Annotated in this window: 21 protein-coding genes; 7 read left to right on the forward strand and 14 right to left on the reverse strand. The window is 67.1% G+C overall.

Annotated elements, in window-relative coordinates:
* Positions 1-10 precede the first annotated feature (10 nt).
* The 3 genes from C0J29_RS08665 to C0J29_RS08675 form a co-directional block, all read right to left on the reverse strand.
* On the reverse strand, positions 11-916 hold the full coding sequence (locus C0J29_RS08665) for a 2-oxo acid dehydrogenase subunit E2 (RefSeq protein ID WP_065047066.1): 906 nt from the start codon (positions 914-916) through the stop codon (positions 11-13).
* A gap of 105 nt (positions 917-1021) precedes the next feature.
* On the reverse strand, positions 1022-2812 hold the full coding sequence (locus tag C0J29_RS08670) for a serine/threonine-protein kinase (protein ID WP_120792053.1): 1791 nt from the start codon (positions 2810-2812) through the stop codon (positions 1022-1024).
* 73 nt (positions 2813-2885) lie between these two features.
* The gene (locus tag C0J29_RS08675) at positions 2886-3218 is read right to left on the reverse strand and encodes a hypothetical protein (protein ID WP_120794632.1); all 333 of its coding nucleotides are present in this window, start codon (positions 3216-3218) and stop codon (positions 2886-2888) included.
* Between the two features lie 167 nt (positions 3219-3385).
* Between C0J29_RS08675 and C0J29_RS08680 the strand changes: the two genes are divergently transcribed.
* Positions 3386-4549 (forward strand): NDMA-dependent alcohol dehydrogenase, encoded by a 1164-nt coding sequence (locus C0J29_RS08680; RefSeq protein WP_120792054.1) that lies wholly within the window; start codon positions 3386-3388, stop codon positions 4547-4549.
* Between the two features lie 17 nt (positions 4550-4566).
* Here C0J29_RS08680 and C0J29_RS08685 read toward each other — a convergent pair whose 3' ends face one another.
* From C0J29_RS08685 to C0J29_RS08695, 3 genes are all read right to left on the reverse strand, one after another.
* Complete coding sequence (locus C0J29_RS08685; RefSeq protein WP_120792055.1) at positions 4567-6591, reverse strand: sensor domain-containing diguanylate cyclase; 2025 nt, start codon at positions 6589-6591, stop codon at positions 4567-4569.
* A 102-nt stretch (positions 6592-6693) separates the two neighbouring features.
* Positions 6694-7401, reverse strand: coding sequence for a peptidoglycan recognition protein family protein (locus C0J29_RS08690; RefSeq protein WP_120792056.1), 708 nt, complete (start codon positions 7399-7401; stop codon positions 6694-6696).
* Between the two features lie 86 nt (positions 7402-7487).
* Positions 7488-8360: a phytanoyl-CoA dioxygenase family protein gene (locus C0J29_RS08695; protein ID WP_120792057.1), complete on the reverse strand. Its 873-nt coding sequence runs from the start codon at positions 8358-8360 to the stop codon at positions 7488-7490.
* A 58-nt stretch (positions 8361-8418) separates the two neighbouring features.
* On the opposite strand from C0J29_RS08695, the gene C0J29_RS08700 reads away from it, so the two are divergent.
* A complete protein-coding gene (locus tag C0J29_RS08700; RefSeq protein ID WP_120792058.1) occupies positions 8419-9945 on the forward strand; it encodes a serine hydrolase domain-containing protein in 1527 nt (508 codons plus the stop codon).
* Positions 9946-9947: 2 nt separating this feature from the next.
* Here C0J29_RS08700 and C0J29_RS08705 read toward each other — a convergent pair whose 3' ends face one another.
* Together C0J29_RS08705 and C0J29_RS08710 are read right to left on the reverse strand one after the other, a co-directional pair.
* Positions 9948-10400 (reverse strand): M15 family metallopeptidase, encoded by a 453-nt coding sequence (locus C0J29_RS08705; protein ID WP_371872371.1) that lies wholly within the window; start codon positions 10398-10400, stop codon positions 9948-9950.
* Between the two features lie 245 nt (positions 10401-10645).
* Positions 10646-11785 (reverse strand): VOC family protein, encoded by a 1140-nt coding sequence (locus C0J29_RS08710; protein ID WP_242460390.1) that lies wholly within the window; start codon positions 11783-11785, stop codon positions 10646-10648.
* On the opposite strand from C0J29_RS08710, the gene C0J29_RS08715 reads away from it, so the two are divergent.
* Positions 11784-12008 carry a hypothetical protein gene (locus tag C0J29_RS08715; protein ID WP_120792060.1) on the forward strand — a complete coding sequence of 75 codons (225 nt, stop codon included), beginning with the start codon at positions 11784-11786 and terminating at the stop codon, positions 12006-12008. The two genes, C0J29_RS08710 and C0J29_RS08715, sit on opposite strands and share 2 nt — an antisense overlap.
* Here the strand turns inward: C0J29_RS08715 and C0J29_RS08720 are convergent.
* From C0J29_RS08720 to C0J29_RS08730, 3 genes are all read right to left on the reverse strand, one after another.
* A complete protein-coding gene (locus tag C0J29_RS08720) occupies positions 12005-12376 on the reverse strand; it encodes a DUF4345 domain-containing protein (protein WP_371872372.1) in 372 nt (123 codons plus the stop codon). The genes C0J29_RS08715 and C0J29_RS08720 overlap by 4 nt on opposite strands.
* 43 nt (positions 12377-12419) lie before the next feature.
* A complete protein-coding gene (locus C0J29_RS08725) occupies positions 12420-13487 on the reverse strand; it encodes a DUF2855 family protein (RefSeq protein WP_120792061.1) in 1068 nt (355 codons plus the stop codon).
* Between the two features lie 110 nt (positions 13488-13597).
* Entirely contained in the window at positions 13598-13822 is a 225-nt protein-coding gene (locus C0J29_RS08730; protein WP_065047081.1) for a three-helix bundle dimerization domain-containing protein, read from the reverse strand.
* Between the two features lie 102 nt (positions 13823-13924).
* On the opposite strand from C0J29_RS08730, the gene C0J29_RS08735 reads away from it, so the two are divergent.
* The 4 genes from C0J29_RS08735 to C0J29_RS32760 are packed head-to-tail and all read left to right on the forward strand — an operon-like array spanning position 13925 to position 17969.
* Positions 13925-14371 (forward strand): SRPBCC family protein, encoded by a 447-nt coding sequence (locus C0J29_RS08735; protein WP_120792062.1) that lies wholly within the window; start codon positions 13925-13927, stop codon positions 14369-14371.
* Positions 14355-14906, forward strand: coding sequence for a TetR/AcrR family transcriptional regulator (locus C0J29_RS08740; protein WP_120792063.1), 552 nt, complete (start codon positions 14355-14357; stop codon positions 14904-14906). Before C0J29_RS08735 ends, C0J29_RS08740 begins: the two co-directional genes overlap by 17 nt.
* Positions 14907-14930: 24 nt before the next feature.
* Positions 14931-15812 (forward strand): TIGR03854 family LLM class F420-dependent oxidoreductase, encoded by an 882-nt coding sequence (locus C0J29_RS08745; protein ID WP_120792064.1) that lies wholly within the window; start codon positions 14931-14933, stop codon positions 15810-15812.
* Between the two features lie 48 nt (positions 15813-15860).
* Complete coding sequence (locus tag C0J29_RS32760) at positions 15861-17969, forward strand: hypothetical protein (protein WP_162951422.1); 2109 nt, start codon at positions 15861-15863, stop codon at positions 17967-17969.
* A gap of 5 nt (positions 17970-17974) precedes the next feature.
* Here C0J29_RS32760 and C0J29_RS08755 read toward each other — a convergent pair whose 3' ends face one another.
* Genes C0J29_RS08755 through C0J29_RS08765 form a run of 3 tightly spaced genes read right to left on the reverse strand, consistent with a single transcriptional unit; the run spans position 17975 to position 20419 of the window.
* Positions 17975-18820 carry a mycofactocin-coupled SDR family oxidoreductase gene (locus tag C0J29_RS08755; protein WP_065047091.1) on the reverse strand — a complete coding sequence of 282 codons (846 nt, stop codon included), beginning with the start codon at positions 18818-18820 and terminating at the stop codon, positions 17975-17977.
* Positions 18821-18854: 34 nt separating this feature from the next.
* Positions 18855-19646: a carboxymuconolactone decarboxylase family protein gene (locus C0J29_RS08760; RefSeq protein WP_120792065.1), complete on the reverse strand. Its 792-nt coding sequence runs from the start codon at positions 19644-19646 to the stop codon at positions 18855-18857.
* Positions 19646-20419, reverse strand: a complete 774-nt coding sequence (locus C0J29_RS08765; RefSeq protein WP_120792066.1) for an SDR family oxidoreductase — start codon at positions 20417-20419, stop codon at positions 19646-19648. The genes C0J29_RS08760 and C0J29_RS08765 overlap by 1 nt, the downstream gene beginning before the upstream one ends.
* Positions 20420-20427: the final 8 nt, after the last annotated feature.

A 20427-nucleotide genomic window follows, 5' to 3' on the forward strand; every position in this document is an offset into this window, starting at 1 on the left:
CCTCGGCTGTCTAGGCGGTCGCGGGGCTCTTCGCGTCGGACCGGGCCGACTCCGGCTCGCCCGATGGGATTTGATCGGGTACCGGGTCGAACGCGGCGGGATCAGCGAGATACTCCCGGAAGATGCGGGCCATCGTCGCCGCCTGGTAGCCGTCGACGAACCGGTGGTCCAGATTGATCGTCAGAGGCAACACCGGACGAACGACGGGTTGGCCATCGCGAGCCAGCACCTTGTCGGTCACGGCGCCCAGCAGGATCGTGATGGGGACGTGGCAGAAGTTCGGCACCGGAGCGGCGGCCGAATCGAGGCCGTAGGTCCCCACGTTGCTGACGAGTATGGACCCGTACGGGCGGGCCTCGAGGCCGGTGAAGGGGAGGGGCAGCTGCAGGCTCTCGGTGACGAATCCGACGCCGGCCATCAAAGGGCGGAGCAGCAGCGGCGGCAACCCTTTGACCATCGCCTTCATCTTCTTGAACTGCGGATCGTTGTCGTGGCGGATGCGACCGGCACGATCGGCCAGCTCCTGGGCGATCGCCCAGGGCGGCTTCTCATTGATGCGACGCACCACGGTCCCCGATAGATCTGTCCTGGCGGCCTCAACACCGGACACCGGATCGGTCCGAAGCGATACGACGAAGAAGCAGTCGACCGTGGGTGACGGCAGGAAGCTCCCGAACACCACCCGCCCATTGAGCCCCGGCAGGGCTTCGACGACCTTGCCCGCAGCCCGGCCGACGAGATCGACCGGCGTGATGTGCTGGCCAGTCGCTTGCCGAACCTGCTCGATGTAATCGAGAAATTGCCCGGCCTCGACGTCGATCGTGGCCGAAATCGTGGGATCTGTCCTCGGACGCCACGTCGCCATGGCGATCTTGCGCCAGACGGAGAACGGGATGGCTGACGTGGTCTCGGTCATGGTTTCAGAATCTGTGACCGGCGCCACGCGCGGCCAGAGGAGAAGGTCACCGGCCGGCAGGTCTTTCGGACGAAAGCTCCTCGTGAGCCGCCTTAACCAGCCGCCTTAGCCGGCCGCCTGCAGGGTGATGTCGGAGAGTTCCGTCCGGCTCTGGCCGTTGGTGGTGCCGAGCCTGGAGATCCACACCAGCACATTCGAGGTCTTGGTCTTGTTCGTCACCGTGATGCGGTTGCGTCCCGGTTCCAGCGACGTGGTCGGCGCGATTTCGGTGGTGTCGGCCAGCTTCGCGGGCTTCTCACTGGGGGACGAGCGGATCTGCACCTGGGTTCCGGTACTGGGCACGTCGAGCGTCACAACGCTCAGCGCGGTCGGTTCGGACAGGTGCAGCATCAGACCCATCCCCTGGATGAACTTCGGGAACGGCACGGCGTCGGTGTAAGTCACGGTGGACCAACCCGTGTTGGGGTTGCCGTCGATCGCCAGTTTGGCGTCCTGCGGGTTGTCCGGAGTGCCGTCGGGCGAGAACACCGTCGCGCTCACCGGCTTGACGACGGGTCCCGGGCGCGTCTCCGGACTGAACGCGTGGGTGAAATACAGCACACCGCCGGCGGTCAGCACGAGGACGGCGACGACGGCAAGGGCGGCCAGGACCCAGACTTTCCTGCCCTTCGGCGACTTGTCGCTCGGCACGGTCGGCGTGGTAGGAGCGGTAGGAGCTGTCGGCGTGGGCGCAGGGACCTCCGGACGGGCACGCTTCGGGCGCGCGCCGGCGGACAGGTTGACGATCTTGTCGGCGTCGAGGATCTCGCCGTCCCACATGCCGGTGACCTCGACGTCGTCCCCATCGGACAGCTGACCCGGAACGAGATCGGTTTGTATCTCGACCGCAAGAAGCGCCGGCAGGTCCTCGAGCGGCTCGTGTGGCACCACGTGCAGCGACAGGGTTCCGATGTCGTCCACCCCGGCCGGGCTTGATTGCACGGCGCGGGCGGTGCCGCTGACGATGAGACGTTCGAGACGCTGGGTCGTCGGACGTTCGGCCGAGCCCGGGCGCTCGGTGTGACCGGCCTGCGCAAGGGCCCGGGCGAAGTCCGCGCACGTCGGGTATCGCTTGTTCGGGTCCTTGGCCAGCGCCTTGGCCAGCACGGCGTCCAGGTGCGCGAGCTCGGGCCGACGCTGCGATATCCGCGGCGGCGGCGAGTTGAGGTGGTGACTGAGCACCACAGCGCGATTGGTGTCCTGAAATGGCGGGGCGCCGGTCAGCAGGAAGAACGTGGTGGCAGCCAGCGCATACTGGTCCGCCCGGCCGTCCAGCGCCTTGCCCAGGAGTTGCTCGGGGGCGACGTAACTGATGGTCCCGACGGCGACATTGGCCTCGGTGAGGTTGCTGACGTCGTCGATCTTCCGTGCGATGCCGAAGTCGGTCAGTAACACCCTGCGGCGGTGACCATCGGCAGCAGCCACCAGGATGTTCTCCGGCTTGACGTCACGATGGAGCAGCCGGCGATCGTGACCGAAATCCAGCGCCTCGGCCACCGCGGTCACGATTTCTGCGACATCGTCCTCGGGCATGCCGTCCGGGTAGCGGTCGCGCACCAACTCGCCCGCATCCATGCCGTCCACGTACTCCATCGAGATCCAGAGCCGGCCGTTGAACTCACCGCGGTCCAGGACACCGACGATGTGCGGGTGCCACAGCGTCGCCGCCAGTTCGGCCTCACGCTTGAACCTGGCCTGGAACTCCTGGTCGGCGGTCGCCGCCAGGGACAAGACCTTGAGCGCGTCGTGACGGGGCAGACGGGGGTGCTGTGCGAGGTAGACCTCGCCCATTCCGCCAGTGCCGAGCAGACGCTCGATCACATAGCCAGCGAAGACCTCGCCGTTTTTGAACGGCATGCCCGAAAGCCTACAAACCGGCACGGCGGGGGAGCCAATTTCGCCCCTGGGTGGCCGAGCCGATCAGCGGCGATCACTCAGTGGGCGGCTTGGCGTCGGCCTGCTTGTGCAGGGTCTCGTTTGCGCTGCTCACGACGCTGCGAATGAACTCGTACTGGGTCTTGACCAGCTTGTCCGCCATGTCCAGGGCGGCGTCCACGATCGTGTTGCGACGTGAGGGGTGGTCATCGCCGTGCCCGGGTATCGAGTCTTCGACGGTGCCGACGAACTTGCGTACGGCGTCGATCGCCGCCCGTTGTCCGGATTCGACCGATTTGAGGACTTCGTCAGACAGGCCGGCCGCTCGGTCGGTCAGGTCTGCGGCGAGTTCCGCAACGGTCTTCTTGTCGGTGTCTGTGTCAGCCATGGTGGCGCTCCTCCCGAATTTGTGCAGACACCAGAGTGCGCTTCCGACCGAACCCTCCTGTAGGGCCAATGGTCCCTGTCCGTAGGGCTCATCGGCCGCAATGGGATGCTCGGCCGCAGCGATTGGTGTCGGCATGGACGGGATGCAGCAATGGGCACGGTTGTCGGATGAAGTGTCGGGGCGCGGTGCTGCTGGGCGCGGGCCGCAGTTGGGAGATCCGCGAGATCGAACTGGACCCGCCACGGGCCGGTGAGGTGCTGGTGGAAATCGCGGTCGCCGGTATCTGCCACTCCGATGACCACTACGCGACCGGCGACGGTGTGGCGGGCGAGCGCCTGGCGGCGATCATGCAGACACACGGAATTCCACTGCCCGACTTGTACCCGATGCTGGGCGGGCACGAGGGTGCCGGCGTCGTGGTCGAGGTCGGCGCGGGTGTGCAATCAGTCCGGCCCGATGACCGGGTGGCGACGTCGTTCATCCCGGCCTGCGGGGTATGCCGGTGGTGCTCCTCCGGGCTGAGTTATCTCTGCGATCTCGGAGCGGGCACGGTGGCGAAGGAGATGACGACCGACGGCACCCCGCGCCGGCACCTGGGCCGGGAGCCCCTGACGGCGATGACGCAGTTGGGCACCTTCGCCGAGTACGTGGTGGCCGCGGAGTCGTCGGTGATCAAGATCGACGACGACATCCCTTTCCACGCAGGATCATTGGTGTCTTGCGGAGTCATGACCGGCTGGGGTTCGGCGACCGTCGGCGCCGGCACCGAGCCCGGCGACACCGTCGTGGTGATCGGCGTCGGCGGCGTCGGCATGAACGCGGTGCAGGGCGCGCGAGCGGTCGGTGCCAAGTATGTGGTGGCGGTGGATCCCGTTGCGTTCAAACGTGATTCGGCGCTGGACTTCGGGGCTACCCATGTCGCGGCGTCCGTGGACGAGGCGGCGCCGCTGGTCCGGCATCTGACGCGCGCTGTGATGGCCGACCGGGTGGTGCTGACTCCGGGCGTGATGCCGACCGAATTGCTTTCGCCGGCAATGATGTTGACGCGCAAGGGCGGCACCTGCGTGCTCACCGGTCTCAGCCGCTACGACGAGTTGCCGGTGCCGCTCGTGCTCAACGACATGGTGTTGTCGGCCAAGCAGCTCAAGGGTGTGCTGGGCGGCGGAATGAATCCGCGCGCGTGCTTGCCGATGCTGTTGTCGATGTATCGCGAGGGCAGGTTGAAGCTCGACGAACTGGTCACCCGCCGCTACCGGCTCGAGCAGATCAACGAGGCGGTCGACGATATGCGGGAAGGGCGAAACATCCGCGGCCTCATCGATTTTCAGTGACCATTCAGGACGATGAATCAGGACGCTTCCACAGGCTTGGGACGTCGCTTGTCCCGGTACATGGCGGCGTCGGCCCGGCTCAACAGATGATGTAGTTCTTCGGGCGCTGCGGCCAGCGCCACCCCGATGGAAGCGCCGATGGTCAGCCGGAGGTCCGGGGTTATCGCAATCGGCTCGCGCAGCGACTGACGGATGCGCTCAGCCACCAGAGCGGCGCCCGCGGCGTCGGCCCCGGGCAGCAGCACGAGGAACTCGTCGCCACCCAGCCTGACCGCGGGCGGGCTGTCCGCACCGGCCCGAATCACGACGTCGGCCCCGGCGCGGGTGACATCGGCGATGCGCCGTGCCGCCTCGCGCAGCACGCAGTCGCCCGCCTCGTGGCCGTACTTGTCGTTGACCGCCTTGAAGCGGTCGAGGTCGATGAAGATGGCGGCCACCGGAGCCGAGGACGACGCTCCCGCGAGCATGGCGGCCATCACGCTGCTCAGGTGGTGGCGGTTCGGTAACCCGGTCAGCGGGTCGTGCATGCCGAGGTGTGCGAGTTGGGCCTGGGCCCGGCTGAGCTGAGCCGACTCGACGTCGTATGCGAGCAGTCGCGCCGCCCGCAGGTCGGCGTCGGTCCAGGGCACGCTGGAGCCGGTGACCTGTTCCAGCCAGGTGTCGAATGACTTTCGCGGATTCAGCAATCCAACGGAGTGCGCGCGCGGATCCCCGAGCCAGCGGAGTTGCCGCAAACGGTCGCGCCGGAACCAGATCACGAAGTCGTCGGGTGCGCTGAGCGCGACGAACAGACAGCCGGCCGCACCGAGATCGTGCGCCGTCTGTTTTTCCAAGCGGTCGGTGGCCCAGGGCGAGCCGGGCGATCTGGACGCGCGGATCTCGCTCGCGATTCGTCGCACGGCATCCTCTGACGGTGCTGTGCCGATCGAACGGTACTGCCCGTCAACACATGTGGCCGCGCTTTCCGCCTGGCAGAGTTCCAGCAGGTCTCCGGACGCCGATGTGAGGCCTTCGGCGATGTCAGGGGCCGTCTGCATCGCTGAGCGGAGGCGGTTGCGGATTGATTCACGCCGGGCCGCGTCGTTCAACCTCGAGATCTGTTCAGCCGCAGAGACCTGAAGCTTTGCCTGCAGGACCAACAGTTCGCACGCACGGCGCGTGGAACGCGAAAGCCATTGCGGTTTCTCGGATGTGCACGAGACCAGCCTGGTCAGCCGTCCTGCGTCGGCCATCGAGAACGACACGCTGGCCGCGGTGTCCATGTTGCGCATGAATTCGAGGTGGAACGGCGAAACACTGCGCAGCGCAGCGTGACTCAGGTCGAGACCGGTGCCGGCCAGCCGGGGTGACGCGACCACGGCGACGTCGCCCTCGTCGACGTCGGGGATGTAGCGCGACGCTTTGCGGGTATAGATGTGGCGGGCTTGGAGCGGGATGTCGCTCGCCGGGAAGTGATGTCCGAGATAGCGGACCAGGCCGGGGAGACGATCCTCGGCGACGATCTCTCCGTGCTCGTCGTCATGGAACCGGTAGACCATCACCCGGTCGAAGCCGGTCAGGGACCGTACGGCGCGCGCGACGGCCGTCTCGATCTCGGGCACGCTGGTCGCTTCACCGATCTCCTGCGAGGAATAAAGCACCGGAACAAGATTGGCTTGATCGTCGCCGTGCGACCGCTCGATCTCGATGACGATCTGGCCGGCCACCTGATGCAGAATCACATCGACCTTGCCGTGCACGTCGGCCGCCAGACGAACGCCGTACAGATCAGGGGACGACGGCTGGTAGCCGCTCTGCTCGATCGCCTGCTCGAGCCGTGGGTGCTCATCGGGGGAGAAGATGCTCGTCACCGGTGCATCGAAAAGCTGATCCGGCGCCGCGCCGATCCGGTCAGCGGTATTCGCGCTCGCATAGGTGATGCGCCGGTCTTGTAGGTCGGCGGCGATGAGCGCCCCGTGGGCCTGGATACGACCGGAGAGGTGCAGCTGCTCGCTGGCGCAGTCGGGCAGCGCCTGCCCGCTGGGATTCGCTCCAGCAGTCATCAGGTCACTCTAGGCGAGACCCCCTGGGGCTCGGTACCACTTGACCGGCCGAAGGGTTGTCGGCGGGGCCGGGAACGGCGGCGTGACCAAGTCCCGCCGGCGTCAGTTGCCGGCTTCGATGGCCGCGACCTTCGCGGCGCCGTCGGCTCCGCACAACGGCTGGAGCTCGACTCCGCCGACAGCCCGGAAACCGTCGATGCGGCGCCTGAGTTCACCCGAAGAAAGATAGGCATAAAGGTTCTTGCCCGGGCACGACGTCTGTGCGAAATCTCGGTGGCCCGCCAGGGTGTCGGTGGAGAGCTTGTAAGTGCTTGCGGCCCAGGCGAATATGCGTGCAGCCCCGTCGACTTGGGCGTCCGGCACGGCTTCCCGATCGAAGTCGCCTTCACAGATGACCAGGAAGTGGCCGGTGGTGTTGTAGTCGGTAGCGGTGTCGCCCGCAATCTCGGGCTTGCGCAGTTGGTAGATGTTGCCATTGCCGTCGACGCCGAAGTGATAGGCGATGTCGATCCAGCCCAGCGTGTCCTGGTGGTAACGCTGATCCGCGCGGAACCGCGCCGGAGCGTTGCGGTTGTCGCCCAGGAGCACCGCGGCGTGGTGCAGGGTCATGCGGGTGATCGTCTGGGGCGTGCCACCGGGACGGGCGGGACGGGCGCCCCAGGCGTCGCGGCAGATCACGGGCACCGAAGTGACCCGCCCAGGATCCGCAGCGGTCCGGCCGGCGCAGGCGCCGACCGTGGCCGTCAAGCCCAGTCCACCGGCCAGGGACAGCAGCCGGCGGCGGCTGACGCGATCCTCCTCAGCGTCCATGCGCTAAACAATAGATTCGGGCGAAGTGCCTCACCCTCGACGGCCCGCGGTACTGGCAGCAGATGAACGGGAACTCGGCATCGCGGCTAGTCCTGTTCGGCGTCCTGTTCGGCTCCCAGCAGCCGCAACGGGTGCAGTCCGTCGACCGCGCCGACGAACGGCGGGTGAATGCTGTAGCCGAGCATCCGTTGGATGTCTTCGGAGACGTTTCGGGCGATGTCGCGCGACACCGACAGGGTGAAGGCCTCCATCGGTCGCAGCCACGGCTGGCAGTACTGGGCGGTGACGGCCAGCCGGTCGTGGGCGGACGTGTTCGCGCCCCCGCCGTGCCACAGCGTGCCGACGAAGAAGACGCAGGAGCCGGCGGGCATCACGACCGGCAGTGCACGATCGCCGGGGCCCGGACGGCTCTTCCCCCACCGGTGGCTGCCCGGAACCACCACGGTCGCGCCATTGTCGGCGGTGAAGTCGTCGATCGCCCAGATCGTCGCAGCCGCAAGAGGCTCGCGCGGGCGCGGAATCGGGTAGAAACCATCGTCGTGGTGCGCCATCTGGGCGGACTCGCCGGGCTGAATGTTGATGGCCTGCAACGCCGAAAGCAGATAGTTGGGCATCAGCAACCGGTCCAGCACCGCCAGCACCCGCGGATTGTCGACGAGGCGGTCGCACACCCGCGTCCGGCTCAGCACGCTGTAGACGCGCTGGGTGCGCCGGCCCTCGAAGGAATTGCGGCCGGTATGCCCCAGCCACGGGCGCACCACCTCACGGATCTCCCGGCACTGCTCGGCGTCGAGCAGGTTCTCCCAGACGACATAGCCGTCGCGGGCCAGGGCCGTCATATCGGCGTCGACGACCGCGCTGTCCACCACGCTTCCGCCGCTGGGCGTCCACTTGTATCGCTGCGCCAGATCACCCCGGAGGTCCTCCAGCGTGGTGACGGACTCTTCATCTGTGTTCATCTGGTCCGTGTCCTTCGGCTAGTGCTTCTGACCACACTAAGCTGAAACTGCTCGATCCATGTCCGTGAACGCGGGGAATCACTTGAAGCGAAAGGCCATCGCACTCGCAGCGTCTTTGGTTGCGTTTGTCGCGGGGTGCTCGCACGGACCGGCGGCGCAGAATGCGGTGAGCAACGGCCCGCAAACCCAGGCCCCGGGCCGCTTCCACGCAGCGCCGCCGCAACTGCCCGAAATGGCCGGCGCACCAGCCTTCGCCACGGTCTCGACGTTGATCAACGACGCGATCGCCGCTGACAAGTTGCCCGGCGCCGTGCTCGAGATCGGGCACGGGGGCGCGATCGCATTCCACCGGGCCTATGGCTCGCGCAAGCACGCCGGCGAACCCGGCCTGGACGGCCAGCCGGCGCCCGCCGAGCCGATGACCGAGGACACCGTCTTCGATCTGGCGTCACTGACGAAGAACCTGGTCACCGCCACCGGCGTCATGCAGCTGTATGAACAGGGCAAGGTGCGGTTCGACGATCCCGCCCAGCAGTATCTGCCGGACTTCAACCCGGCGAACGATCCGCGCCGGGCCAAGGTGACGCTGCGGATGTTGCTCACGCACACCTCGGGCGAACCGGGCGACGTCGAACTCAAAGATCCCTGGGGACTCAACGGGCCCGACCGAGCAGAAGGCCTTCATCGTGCGCTGAGCACGCCGCTGCAGTCGGGTCCCGGCGAAGGCTTCCGCTACTCCGACATCAACTTCATCGTGCTGGGCGCGCTGCTGGAATCGGTCTCCGGCGAGGCTCTCGATGCGTATGCGCAGCAACACATCTTCGACCCACTGGGAATGGACGACACCCGTTTCCTTCCCCTGGCCAAAGCCTGTGGACCGCACGCGACGTACGGGTCGGCGATTGCCTGGGCGCCCGGCCAGCCGCCGACCACCTGCCCCGCCGGCACCTGGAACACCGGCCTGCTACCGCGCATCGCACCGACCGCACGCGACGAAGAGGGCCGAGCCGATCCGGGCAAGAACCCCGACCTCGATCACCTGCTTCGGGGCACGGTGCACGACACGACGGCGCGGCGGATGGGCGGGGTGGCCGGCCATGCCGGCGTGTTCTCCACGGCACACGACGTCAGCATCTTCGCCCAGGCCCTGCTCGACCGGCTCGCCGGCCGTCCGAGCCAATTCCCGCTGCAGCAGGCAACTTTGGCGATGATGACCTCTCCGCAGCAGCCGGGCCACACGCCCCAGCAGGTCGATGCGGCCAATCAGGCGGCCCGAAAGGCCCTCGCGCAGCGGCCGAATGGCAACCGTTCGCTGCTCGCCGCGCGCTATCCGGCGATTCCGGGCCAGAACCTGCGTGGTTTCGGCTGGGACATCGACACGGGCCAGTCGGCGCCGCGGGGCGCGGTCTTTCCGGTCGGCAGCTTCGGCCACACCGGATTCACCGGAACCTCGCTGTGGATGGACCCGGGCTCCGACACGTACATCGTGCTGCTCTCCAACTCGATCCATACCCGGGGCAGTCCACCGATGTCGAATCTGCGGGGCGAGGTGGCGACGACGGCGGCCCGGGACCTGGGCCTCTGAATTCAGGGCCGCTCGAAGTGCTGGTAGTCAACCGGTGTGCTCCAGTCGCCACCCCAGTGCCAGCCGCGGTCGGTAAAGGTCCGGACCGTCGGGTCGCCGTGGTGCAGGATCCCGGCGTCGGTGCGGTCGCGAGCCAAATATGTTGCCGCGTTGTGTGGTTCGAAGGTGCCGTCGGCATAGCGGCACGGGTTGAGGCGCGGGTTGAGGTCGATGGCCCGGCCGTAGGCGTGTTGAGCCCACCGGCCGGTGCCGGGGATGGCCCGGCAGTTGAATCCGGAAGTGTTGTTGTCCTCCATCGACAGTTCGTCGTCGGCACTCGGGTAATAGTCGACAGTCTGCATCCGCTCGATGGGGTAGCCCAGTCGGTAGAGCTGCTCGAAGACTTCGGTGACGTCCGCGACCAGGTCTTGGTGCACGATCAGCTCACCCTGGTGCGTCTGGCCGTCAAAACCCATGTAGCGGAGCCGGATTCGTCGTAGCTGCGCGGGCTCGACGGGGCAGCCCGGTCGCCAGCTCGCCCCGAGATCGGCGACTGTGACCGGCTCGGTGACCGGCTCTGTGGCCGCAGTGACAGGTGGCGCACTGGCCGACGACGCCGGGGGAGATGTCGCCGGTGGGACCGGGTGCGGCGGCGCCGGCCGGGAGCACTGAAGCAGTACGGGAAGCAGTGTGAGCAGGGTGGCCGCCGCCAGCACGGGCCTCAACCGGGCTCGATCAACAGCGTCGGTACCCCGCAGGTGCCGTCCTTCACGCTGACGACACGCGTGCCGGGCTTGCGACCGGGCCGAACCTCGGAAACATCGACGCCCGCTGCCGCGAGCCGCGCCCGCGCCGCGTCGGCGTCCGGAACGCGCCAGGACAGACCCCAGAGCTGATCGGTGTGCGGCGGCAGCGGCGCGTCACGCAGCGGCTGCGCGATCTCGACGGTGACTCCGCCGACCCGTAGGAAGACCAGTCGCATGCCCCAGTCCGGGAAACTGCGGTCCAGCGCGAGGCGCAGGCCCAGCCCGTCGCGGTACAGCGCGATGGCGGCGTCCGCGTCCGAGGTCTGCACGACCGCGTGGTCGATTCCGGTGATGACGCTGTCCGCGGAGCCGACTGGTGCCGCCTCGGGCAGGCGATCCGGTGCTTCGTGCTCGATCGCGATGATCAGCACGCCACGCGTGCGGGTCAGCGGCAGGAGCGTGCTGCGCCAGTTTCGGACCATTCCGGTGCCGGTGTCGATCCCGCGGCCCGGTGAGACAGGTGGCGGCTCAAGGCCGTTGGCGACGAGCCGGGCGTGCACGTCGTCGAGATCGGTGTCGAGATCAGTGCTGGCGAACGCGAGCCCGATCGGGCCGTCGCCCCGTTGGTCCAATTGCGCCGCGACAGTGCGCCCGAGCGGCCCGTCGCCGTGCGGCGAGATCAGTTCGAGGTAGGTGTTGTCGAGTCTGAACAGGGCGTTGGCCGTGCCCCAGCCGGGATGTTCGCCGCGCCACGAAGGGCTCCTCGACAGCAGCGTGGCGTAGCGGCGCGTGGCGTCGCTGAGGTCGCGGACGGCGACAATGACGTGGTCGAGCGCGTCGAACACGAAACCAGCATGCCTGACCGGGTTGCGCGGATCTGTTTGGGTGGCGGTTGCCTGGCTATCCCTGACGGCATGCCGGACACAGCACGAGAACGCGCGGCCGAGGGTGATCGCGCGGCGCAACTGGATGAGCAGATAGCCGAGGGCCACGAATGGGCCACGAAAGCCAGGCCCAACAGCACCGGTGACCTGCACAGCGACGCCGCGAACGAGCATCGGCGGGCCGCGGGCCGGAATCGCTCCAAGGCTGAATGCGCCAGGAATGAGGGCCATGACTGAGCGGTCCTGGAGCGTGGAGGTCGGTGAAGCGGCAGCACCGGACAATCCCGGCGTGCCGCCGGTGCCGACCACCGTGTACGAAGGCGACGAGGCGGGTGCCCGGGACGCGTATGCGGAGTCGACGTCGAAAGCCGCCGTGCAGGATTATCGCTATGTGCTGCTGCGGAATATCGCCGAGGTCGTCGAATGCTGGGGAACGCCGCCGGCGGTCGGCTAGCCCTGGGCGGTCACCAGCAATGCCCCGGCGATGACCGCCTCCACGACGAAGTAGAACCAGTTGGGATAGAACGGCGTCCGGCCCTCGATGACCGCCGAGACGAGGCGACCAAAGGCCATGCCGGCCAGCGCCAGTCCGACGGTGACCACGATTCCGGTTCGCATCGGGCCTGTGCTGATCGCCGCAAACGCCAGCGCGCCCGCGATCGCCAGACCGAATCCGCCGTAGACGGCTCGCACCTCCGAGCGGGATTCGCGTTCTGGCAACTGGATGCCGAACACCTGGATCATTTTGGCTGGAGCGGCCAGCGCGTAGACGCCCATACCGAGGAAGAACACCGCGGCCAGCGCGATCATGGCCGCTGTCACTGGCATCTCCTGACACCCGGGCTGGCGATCACAGGTCGACTGATCACAGGTCGACGATGGTGCCGGCCGCAGGGTCGACCTTGCCGTCGAGCAGCTCGAGATAGGCCCGCTGAATCTCGTCCTCGCTCGAGATTCGTTCGACGCGAAGCCAATTCGAAGCCCAGTCGGCGAACGGCGCCCACGACTCGGCGACATGCTGGTCGAGTTTCGCGGTGCCCCAGTCAGCGCCGCGCTTCTTGATGCGGTCCGGCGCGAAGAAAAAGACGGGTTTCGGGCCGGCGAGATCGCCGCTGCCCTGGGCCATCTGGGTCCAGTGGGTCATGCCGACAGCGGAACTGTGGGCGAGGCGATCGCCGTAGCGGGCGTGGACGTCGGCGCGGACGGCGCCGTCACCGGAGATGTCCACGTATACGGCACGATCGCCGGGCAACTCAGAGATGTTGTCGTACAGGTGAACTGAATCGTAGACCCGGAGTCCTTCGACAAACGCCTGGTTGCCCGCCGAGGTCAGGCCGATCACCTGGGCGCCGTCACGTTTGGCGAGCAGGTACGCGGCGATGATCGCGGTCTTCGACGAGGCGCTGGAGATCACGATGGTGTCCGCGCCGAAAAAGCCTTCGTCGGCTATGAAGTCGTCAATCAGGAACGACGTGAAGAACAGCGGAAAGAACAGGATGTGCTCGGCCTCCCGGTCGGCCGCATAGACGGGGTCGGTCGTGACGTCGCGGTAGCCCTGGTAGGCCGAGGGCAGCGGCAGCCGATGCGGCGCGGCGTCGATGAACCCCTTCTCGTTGATGCGGTCCGGGACGATCAGCAGGTGGCTCGCGCACGGCAGGTATCCGTAGACGCGCATGCCCGGCGCCAGGTCGGGGTGCCGCGATTGCTCGACGTGTGCGTATCCCCAGACATTGAGCTTCCCCCAGTCCTGGTCCGAGGCCGGGAAGAAATCCCAGTAGCGCATCGCCTCGCCGAAGACGGCGTAGGTGATGTTGTTCGACGTCAGCCCGAAGGACTCGACCCGCAACAGGGCTTCACCGTCTGCCGGCGTCGGAGCATCGGAGGATGCGAACCGGGTCTGATGCAGATCCTTGCGGAGAATTTCGAAGTCCATGCCAAGACACTATGGCCGACGTCAAGACACTATGGCCGACGTCAAGACACGGTCGCCGACGTCAAGAAGCGGTGGCCGACGTCAACGCCACGGCACCGCGCGGTGCCGCGTCAGGCCACCGGGTGGCTCAGGGACGCCTCGGCGAGTTCCTGCCGCACGCGCTTCTCGACCAGCAGTGGGATGAAGTCCCGAATGGGGCTGGCCTGGAATCGGGAATGGTGTTCGCGGACGGCGGCGTCGAGCACCTCGATGCTGATTCCGGGGAACTGCTCCATCAGGCGGCGCTCGATCTCAGCGATCCGGGTCTGCTCACTGATCCCTGCGCGCGGCGGCATGGTGAAAAGGATTGCCCGGGCGATGACGGTTCGTCAAACCGAAGGTTAACGATTGTCCGCGAGGTCTGTTCGGCCGGCACAGATGCATGTACCATTTGGTACATGATTACTGAGAGCGGCGTCGAGATCGACGCACCCACGTCCCTGGTGTGGGACGTGTTCAGCGACGTCGAGCGCTGGCCGGAATGGACCGCATCGGTCACCGAACTGGTCGCCCTGGACGGGTCCGGTCTTGCCGTGGGAAAGCGCTTCCAGATCAAGCAACCCAAGTTGCCCAAGCTCGTGTGGGAAGTGACGGATGTCGCACCCGGCGTGTCGTGGACCTGGGTGCAACGCTCGCCGGGCGGCGCCACGTCCGCTCTGCATTCGCTGACCCCGATCGTCGGGGACCGGACGCTGGTGCGTCAGGTACTCGATCAACGGGGGCCGGTAGGCGCGCTCATTGCCAGGTTCATGATCCGCACTACCCGCCGTTATCTGGAGATGGAGGCTCAGGGCCTCAAGGCCCGCAGCGAGCAACTGCGGCATTCACTTGGCCCGCACTCCTGACGCCGCGCGGCGTCGGGCACTGCTCGACGCCCTGATCGACGAATTCGCTTCCGGCGGCATCGGGGACCGGTCACTGCGTGACGTGGCGGCAGCGGTCGGTACCAGTCACCGAATGCTGTTGCATCACTTCGTATCCCGCGACGAGATGCTGCTGGCGATCGTCGAGGAGGTTGAGCGCCGGCAGATGACGGTGCTCGCCGAGTTGCCCACTGACCCGGCCGAGAGTTTCGCCGCGATGTGGGCCACCCTGTGCAGTCCTGAATTGCGTCCCTTCGAGCGCCTGTTCTTCGAGTGCTACGCCCGCGGCGCGCAGGGCGAGCAGCCGTTCGCCCGGATGGTGCCCGGTGCTGTCGACGACTGGCTGGCCGAGGCGGCGAAGGTCGCCGGCTCCGCGTACGACCCGGCCCTGGTGCGGCTGGGCCTTGCCGTCACCCGCGGACTGCTGCTGGACCTGGTGGCAACCGACGACGACGCGGGCGTCAGCACCGCCGTGCAGGCGTTCGCCGATCTGCTGCGGGATTCGGGATTCAAATAGCGGACGCGCCGCGTTGCTCATCTTGTGAAGATTCGATTCGGGGTTGGACTGGGCTCGGACACCTCGCCTGATCAGCTTGCCGGGATTATCGATCGGCTGGAGTCCAGTGGGGTGGACTCGCTGTGGTTCTCCGAGCTGGTGTACTCGCCGGCGGTCGATCCCATGGTCGGCATGGCCTACGCGTTGGCGCGCACCCGGCGGTTGAAGGTAGGCACGTCGGTGGCGGTGCTGCCCGGGCGGCACCCGGTGCTGGTGGCCAAGCAACTGGCCTCGCTGGCGGCGCTGGCGCCCAAGCGGGTCCTTCCAGTGTTCGGTCTGCGCTCGGCGATCGCGGCCGAGCGCGAAGTGTTCGTGGTCCCCGACGGGGAGCGGGCGGCGGTGTTCGACGAGTCGCTGCGGATCCTGCGCGCCGCGCTGGTCGAGGACGCCGCCAGTTACCGGGGCCGGTTCTTCACGTTCACCGACGCGGCTGTCGCGCCCCGGCCGTCTCCGCCGTTGGACATCTGGCTGGGCGGCTCGTCGCAAGCGGGGTTCCGCCGCATCGGGGCGTTGGCCGACGGGTGGCTCGGCAGTTTTCTCACCCCGGCCGAAGCGCGGCAGGGCCGCGAGGCCATCGAACATGCGGCGGCGCAGGCAGGACGGCGCATCGAAGCCGACCACTTCGGCATCTCGCTCGCGGTCGCCGACGGCGAACTACCTGCGGAACTGGCCGCGGCCGTGCGCCGGCGCCGTGCCGATCTTGATCCCGAGGAGCTGGTCGCCGCGGGCTGGGACCAGCTGCATCGGCAACTCGACGGCTATCTGGAGGCGGGGTTGACGAAGTTCGTCATCAGGCCGGTCGGCGCGGCGGCCGTGGACGGCTTCATCGACCGCTTCGTCGCAGAGCTGCTGCCGCGCCAGAACTGAGCACACTCCCGTGATTGACTCCGGACTCTTTGTGGGTACAGCATCCGCATGGACCGCCCTGACACGATCATCGAAATCCATCGTGAACGCGTGCAGGACCAGACGGCCGAAATGTTCAGTGGCGACAAGCGCAGCGAGTCGGTGGATGGCACCGGCTACTCGGCGACTGCCACCCTGGACCTCACGCTCGACCGGGTCTGGTTCATCGTCGACTCGCACCAACGAGCGTGGCAGGAACAGCACGGCGATGAAACACGCGATCCGCTAAGGCATTTCGCGATCGACCTGGTGGTCTTCGATTCGAGGATCGTCATCGATTCGGTGACCTGCATCCCCCTGGTCGAGCTTCCCCCGGCGACAATCACCATCCCGGACGGCCCGCGGTCGGGGGAGTCACGGGAGATCCCCTACAACGAGATCCCACTGTTCGGGCGACTGATCATTCACGACCAGCTCGAGCGGCACGAGATCGAGCCCGGTCAGCAGACCATCGCGCTGAACTTCACCGCCCAGGACGCTCCGGTGCTGCTGGCCGGCGCGCTGTCCGACCGGTACGCGCCCCGACTGTTCGGGCCGAACGTCGAACGCCGCGCCGACGGCACCACCGCGCTCACCGGACAAGACCCGCGGATCAGCTGGGAACTCGACTACGCCGAAGCGCACTGGATCACCCACAGCATCGCGGGCCAACTGCTGGTGAACATGGAAAAGCTGCAGCATCCCGGCCTCTCGGACGACGAGGCCACAACCAGGGTGCTCGACTCGCTCGCCACGCAGATCGCCGATGCGATCCGCCCTCAGCTGGCCGACATGGGCGACAACGGGATTCAGAGTCTGTTGCCGACGCCCCTGGACGTGGATCCGGACGCGGCCGACGACAGCACGGTCAAGGCTCTCGATGCCATCGTGCACCGCTTCGAAGTCGGCGACACCACCCAGGAATCGATGGTGGTTCAACTGCAGACGCTGCGCGAACTGCCCGCCGGTGAGCAGCTGCCACCATCGATTCTGGCCGAAAACCCGCATGAGAAAACTGGATTGGCTGCCACCGGGTGGGGCATTCTGCGCCAGGTGCGCGACACCGTGATGAACAGTTTCGACCTGGACGAGACCGACTTCGACCCCGACGTGCCGTGCCTGTTGCGCGGGCCCAAGACTGTCAGCATCGGTGGCGACGACCGCAGCCTCGACGCGCTCGACGCCGACATCCTGCCGCGCACCGGAGACGGCCGGTTGGTGATCGACGGGACCGTCAGCGCCGAAACCAAGCTGTACGACTTCAAGGCCAACTTCAAAGTCACCTACGAGATGGGCCTCGACGAAATACCGCGCGACCCGAAGGTGGAGGAGACCCGGCGCGCCAATCTGAAGACCGTGGAAAGCCTGGAACAGGCGCTGCAGGAAGCGGGCGAGAAGAAACGCGCGGGCGAGCTCAGCGGCGAGGACTACGAGGCGGAAGTCAAGCGGGTCAGTGAGCTCTTCGACGAGCTGCCACGCACCGTCGGGGTCCGGCCGGCGCAGAATCCGCCGGAGCCCGAGGTGAACCCGGACTTCAGCCTCACCGCTGCCGGAAAGGTGGCCACGGCGGCCGGCGCCGTGGCCGTCGCCGGCCTGGTCGCGCTCCCGGTGACCGCCGCGGCGGGGGCCGCGGGAGTCGGCGTGGCCGGGGCGGGTGGCCTGTTGACACTCGCGATCGCGCAGTACCTCACCACGGTGCTGACGATCGACTGGTTCGGCACCGGGATCGGGTCGCGTCAGGTCAAGAAGTCGCTGAACGACCAACCCGAGGGCACCTCCCTGCCGCCCATCGGCATTCCGGTCGACGTGAACCTCAACCGCCAGCGACTTGCGGTGTACTTCCGCCCGCTGCCCGGCAAGTTGTGGGTCAGCTGCCTGCAGGCGGAGGAATCCGAAGACCTTGAGCACCTTGATATTCGGACCGTCGGCGGCGAGTGGCCCACCGACGGCCGACCGTGGAGACTGTCCAACGACGACGCCCTGCTCTACGTCGCTTCCGAGGAGCTGGAACTCCTCGTCGAGCCCGACACCGACGGGGCCAACGAACTACCCATCAGCGTCGCCACGGCAGCCGACGGACACCCTTACCTGTGTGTGGAGGGAGATCCCGACCGGCTGCGCCGGCTGCCACGCGGATAGGTTCGTCAGAACTTCGCGACGGCGCCCGCATCGACCGGCAGCGCCGCCCCGGTGATGTACTGCGACTCGTCGGAGGCAAGGAAGAGCACGGCGTTGCTGACGGCGCGTGCCTCGATCAGCGGCTTGGGCAACAGGTGAAACTGTCCGATGATCTCGCCGGCATCCTGCACGGTGGGGTTGGGCAGGTCCGGCCGCAGCGTCCGGACGAACCAGTCGTTGTCCAGCATCGGCGTCAAAATGTTGCCCGGATGAATCGAGTTCACCCGGATCCATTGCGGCGCAAGCTCATTGGCCAGCGAGTTCATCAGGCCGACGACGGCGTGCTTGGCCGAGGCGTAGTGGGCCATGTAACCACCGCCGCGAATGCCCAACATCGAGCTGACCAGGATGATCGAACCGCCGCCGTTGGTCATATGCGGCAGCGCCACTTTGACGGTGTGCCACACGCCGGTCAGGTTGATGTCCATCATCGTCTGCCACGCGGATTCTTCGATCATCGCCGCGGGTGCGGGAACCCCGCTGATGCCGGCGTTCGCCACCACGATGTCGAGTGGACCCAACGCGTCCACTCCCTGCGCGACCGCGGCCCGCAACGCCTCCACGTCCCGCACGTCGGCTTTCGCGGTGACGATGCGGCGGCCCGACTTCTCCACCAGGTCCGCGGTGTCGGCGAGGTCGCTGTCGGTCGCTCCCGGGTAAGCGACGCCGTCGATGTCCGCACAGACGTCGACCGCGACGATGTCGGCGCCCTCTTCGGCCAATCGGATCGCGTGTTCGCGCCCTTGGCCGCGTGCCGCGCCGGTGATCAATGCGACCTTGCCGGCGACTCTGCCGACCCTGTTCTCTGCCATAGCGATAGATCTTCCCATGGCGGTGCGAAGCGTTTCAGGCGTCGTCGACACCGCCTGCAACCGCCACCAATAGATCGTCGAGGCGCCGCGCCAGATTCCAGCCCAGGTACACGGCGAAATGCACGACGAGTTCTTCGAGTTCGGTCCGGGTCATGTCACCCAGGGTCAGGGCGGCACGGAGGTGTTCGGCCACCTCTTCGTCGATCGCGGTCGACGCGGCGCCGCAAATGCTGATGATGCGCCGATCGCGACGGGTGAGATACTTTGTGCGACTCCATATCTCGCCATACAGGTAGTCCAGGCGGGCACGCCCCTGAAACGCGGTCATGGCGGGCGGCGGCGCCACACCGTGGATCTGCTGGTATGCCGACAGGCCGCGCTCGCGGCGGACACTGTCGTCCACCGGTTCCGACCACAACTCGAAATCCGGCGCCTCGGGTTGCGCGCCGGACTCCTGCGCGATCTTGTAGGCGCTCATCATGCCGTACACCTGCATGACCGACGCCTTGGGCCAACCGGCCTGCGTGCCGAAGTGCAGCACGAACTCGTCGAACTCCGGGTAGCTGATGTCCCCGCTTTTCAGGGCCGCGTAGACGTGGGTCTCGATCGGGGTGATCGCGCCGGCCGCGCCCACGCACGTCAGCGTGATCCAGCGGCGGTCGCGCGGGGTGAGCACGCCGCGGCGCCACATCTCCCCGAAGACATAGCCGATCACGCCCGCCTCGAGGTAGGCCCCGGCCGGGTCCGGGCTTGCGGTGGTCATGACGCGCTCGTACTCGGCGCGCGCAGCGGCCCGCCGCTCTTCGCGAGATGTCCACTCGCTCATCAGAATCGCATGATCCAGCCGCCGTCGACCGAGATGGTCTGGCCGTTGATCCACTCCCCGGCGGGTGAGCACAGCAGCAGCATCGTGCCGACCAGATCGGCCGGCGGCCCCGAGGTCTTGCCCGGAATCTGCGCGCCGAGGATCTCGCGGATCGGCGAATCTTTCGGCAGGCTCACGTACGCGCTGTCGTTGTCGACCAGCCCGGGCGCGATCCCGTTGACGTTGATGCCGCGTGATCCGAGCTCGCTGGCCAGGTTGCAGGTCAGTCCGTGCAGAGCGTATTTCGAGACCCCGTAGATCCCGCCGGCCATGAACGCACCGGCGGACAGGCCGTTGACGACACGCCCGCCACCGCGCGACGACATCGACTCAACCACCGCCTGGGTACACAACAACGGACCGCGCAGGTTCACGTTGAGCACCCGATCCCAGTCCGGCACGGGCATATTCGACAACCCGTAAGGCGGCAGGTCGGTCATTACGGCCGCGTTGTTGATCAGGATGTCGATGCCGCCGAACGCGGCGACCGTCGCCGACGCCATCTCGGCGGCCGACTCCGCAGAGGTGACGTCCAGACGGACCGCCAGAGCCTGAAAACCCTTGTCTGTCAACGCCTTGGCGGTGAGTCGCGCCGCATCGAGGTTGATGTCGGCGATGACGACCGCGGCGCCGACGCCGCACAGTGCCTCGGCGTACACCTCACCGATGCCGCCGGCCCCACCGGTGACCACGGCGACCTTGCCGGTGAGGTCGAAGAGTTGCTTCAAGTCCATTCGAGCAT

Origin of the sequence: Mycobacterium paragordonae, from assembly GCF_003614435.1 — a bacterium.
Taxonomy (GTDB): Bacteria; Actinomycetota; Actinomycetes; order Mycobacteriales; family Mycobacteriaceae; genus Mycobacterium; species Mycobacterium paragordonae.

What these genes read in the sequence shown, in the direction of transcription:
- C0J29_RS08665 (WP_065047066.1), bottom strand. Translation starts at nt 916, where the DNA reads ATGACCGAGACCACGTCAGCCATCCCGTTCTCCGTCTGGCGCAAGATC.
- C0J29_RS08670 (WP_120792053.1), bottom strand. Translation starts at nt 2,812, where the DNA reads ATGCCGTTCAAAAACGGCGAGGTCTTCGCTGGCTATGTGATCGAGCGT.
- C0J29_RS08675 (WP_120794632.1), bottom strand. Translation starts at nt 3,218, where the DNA reads ATGGCTGACACAGACACCGACAAGAAGACCGTTGCGGAACTCGCCGCA.
- C0J29_RS08680 (WP_120792054.1), top strand. Translation starts at nt 3,386, where the DNA reads ATGAAGTGTCGGGGCGCGGTGCTGCTGGGCGCGGGCCGCAGTTGGGAG.
- C0J29_RS08685 (WP_120792055.1), bottom strand. Translation starts at nt 6,591, where the DNA reads ATGACTGCTGGAGCGAATCCCAGCGGGCAGGCGCTGCCCGACTGCGCC.
- C0J29_RS08690 (WP_120792056.1), bottom strand. Translation starts at nt 7,401, where the DNA reads ATGGACGCTGAGGAGGATCGCGTCAGCCGCCGCCGGCTGCTGTCCCTG.
- C0J29_RS08695 (WP_120792057.1), bottom strand. Translation starts at nt 8,360, where the DNA reads ATGAACACAGATGAAGAGTCCGTCACCACGCTGGAGGACCTCCGGGGT.
- C0J29_RS08700 (WP_120792058.1), top strand. Translation starts at nt 8,419, where the DNA reads ATGTCCGTGAACGCGGGGAATCACTTGAAGCGAAAGGCCATCGCACTC.
- C0J29_RS08705 (WP_371872371.1), bottom strand. Translation starts at nt 10,400, where the DNA reads ATGGGTTTTGACGGCCAGACGCACCAGGGTGAGCTGATCGTGCACCAA.
- C0J29_RS08715 (WP_120792060.1), top strand. Translation starts at nt 11,784, where the DNA reads ATGACTGAGCGGTCCTGGAGCGTGGAGGTCGGTGAAGCGGCAGCACCG.
- C0J29_RS08710 (WP_242460390.1), bottom strand. Translation starts at nt 11,785, where the DNA reads ATGGCCCTCATTCCTGGCGCATTCAGCCTTGGAGCGATTCCGGCCCGC.
- C0J29_RS08725 (WP_120792061.1), bottom strand. Translation starts at nt 13,487, where the DNA reads ATGGACTTCGAAATTCTCCGCAAGGATCTGCATCAGACCCGGTTCGCA.
- C0J29_RS08730 (WP_065047081.1), bottom strand. Translation starts at nt 13,822, where the DNA reads ATGCCGCCGCGCGCAGGGATCAGTGAGCAGACCCGGATCGCTGAGATC.
- C0J29_RS08735 (WP_120792062.1), top strand. Translation starts at nt 13,925, where the DNA reads ATGATTACTGAGAGCGGCGTCGAGATCGACGCACCCACGTCCCTGGTG.
- C0J29_RS32760 (WP_162951422.1), top strand. Translation starts at nt 15,861, where the DNA reads ATGGACCGCCCTGACACGATCATCGAAATCCATCGTGAACGCGTGCAG.
- C0J29_RS08755 (WP_065047091.1), bottom strand. Translation starts at nt 18,820, where the DNA reads ATGGCAGAGAACAGGGTCGGCAGAGTCGCCGGCAAGGTCGCATTGATC.
- C0J29_RS08760 (WP_120792065.1), bottom strand. Translation starts at nt 19,646, where the DNA reads ATGAGCGAGTGGACATCTCGCGAAGAGCGGCGGGCCGCTGCGCGCGCC.
- C0J29_RS08765 (WP_120792066.1), bottom strand. Translation starts at nt 20,419, where the DNA reads ATGGACTTGAAGCAACTCTTCGACCTCACCGGCAAGGTCGCCGTGGTC.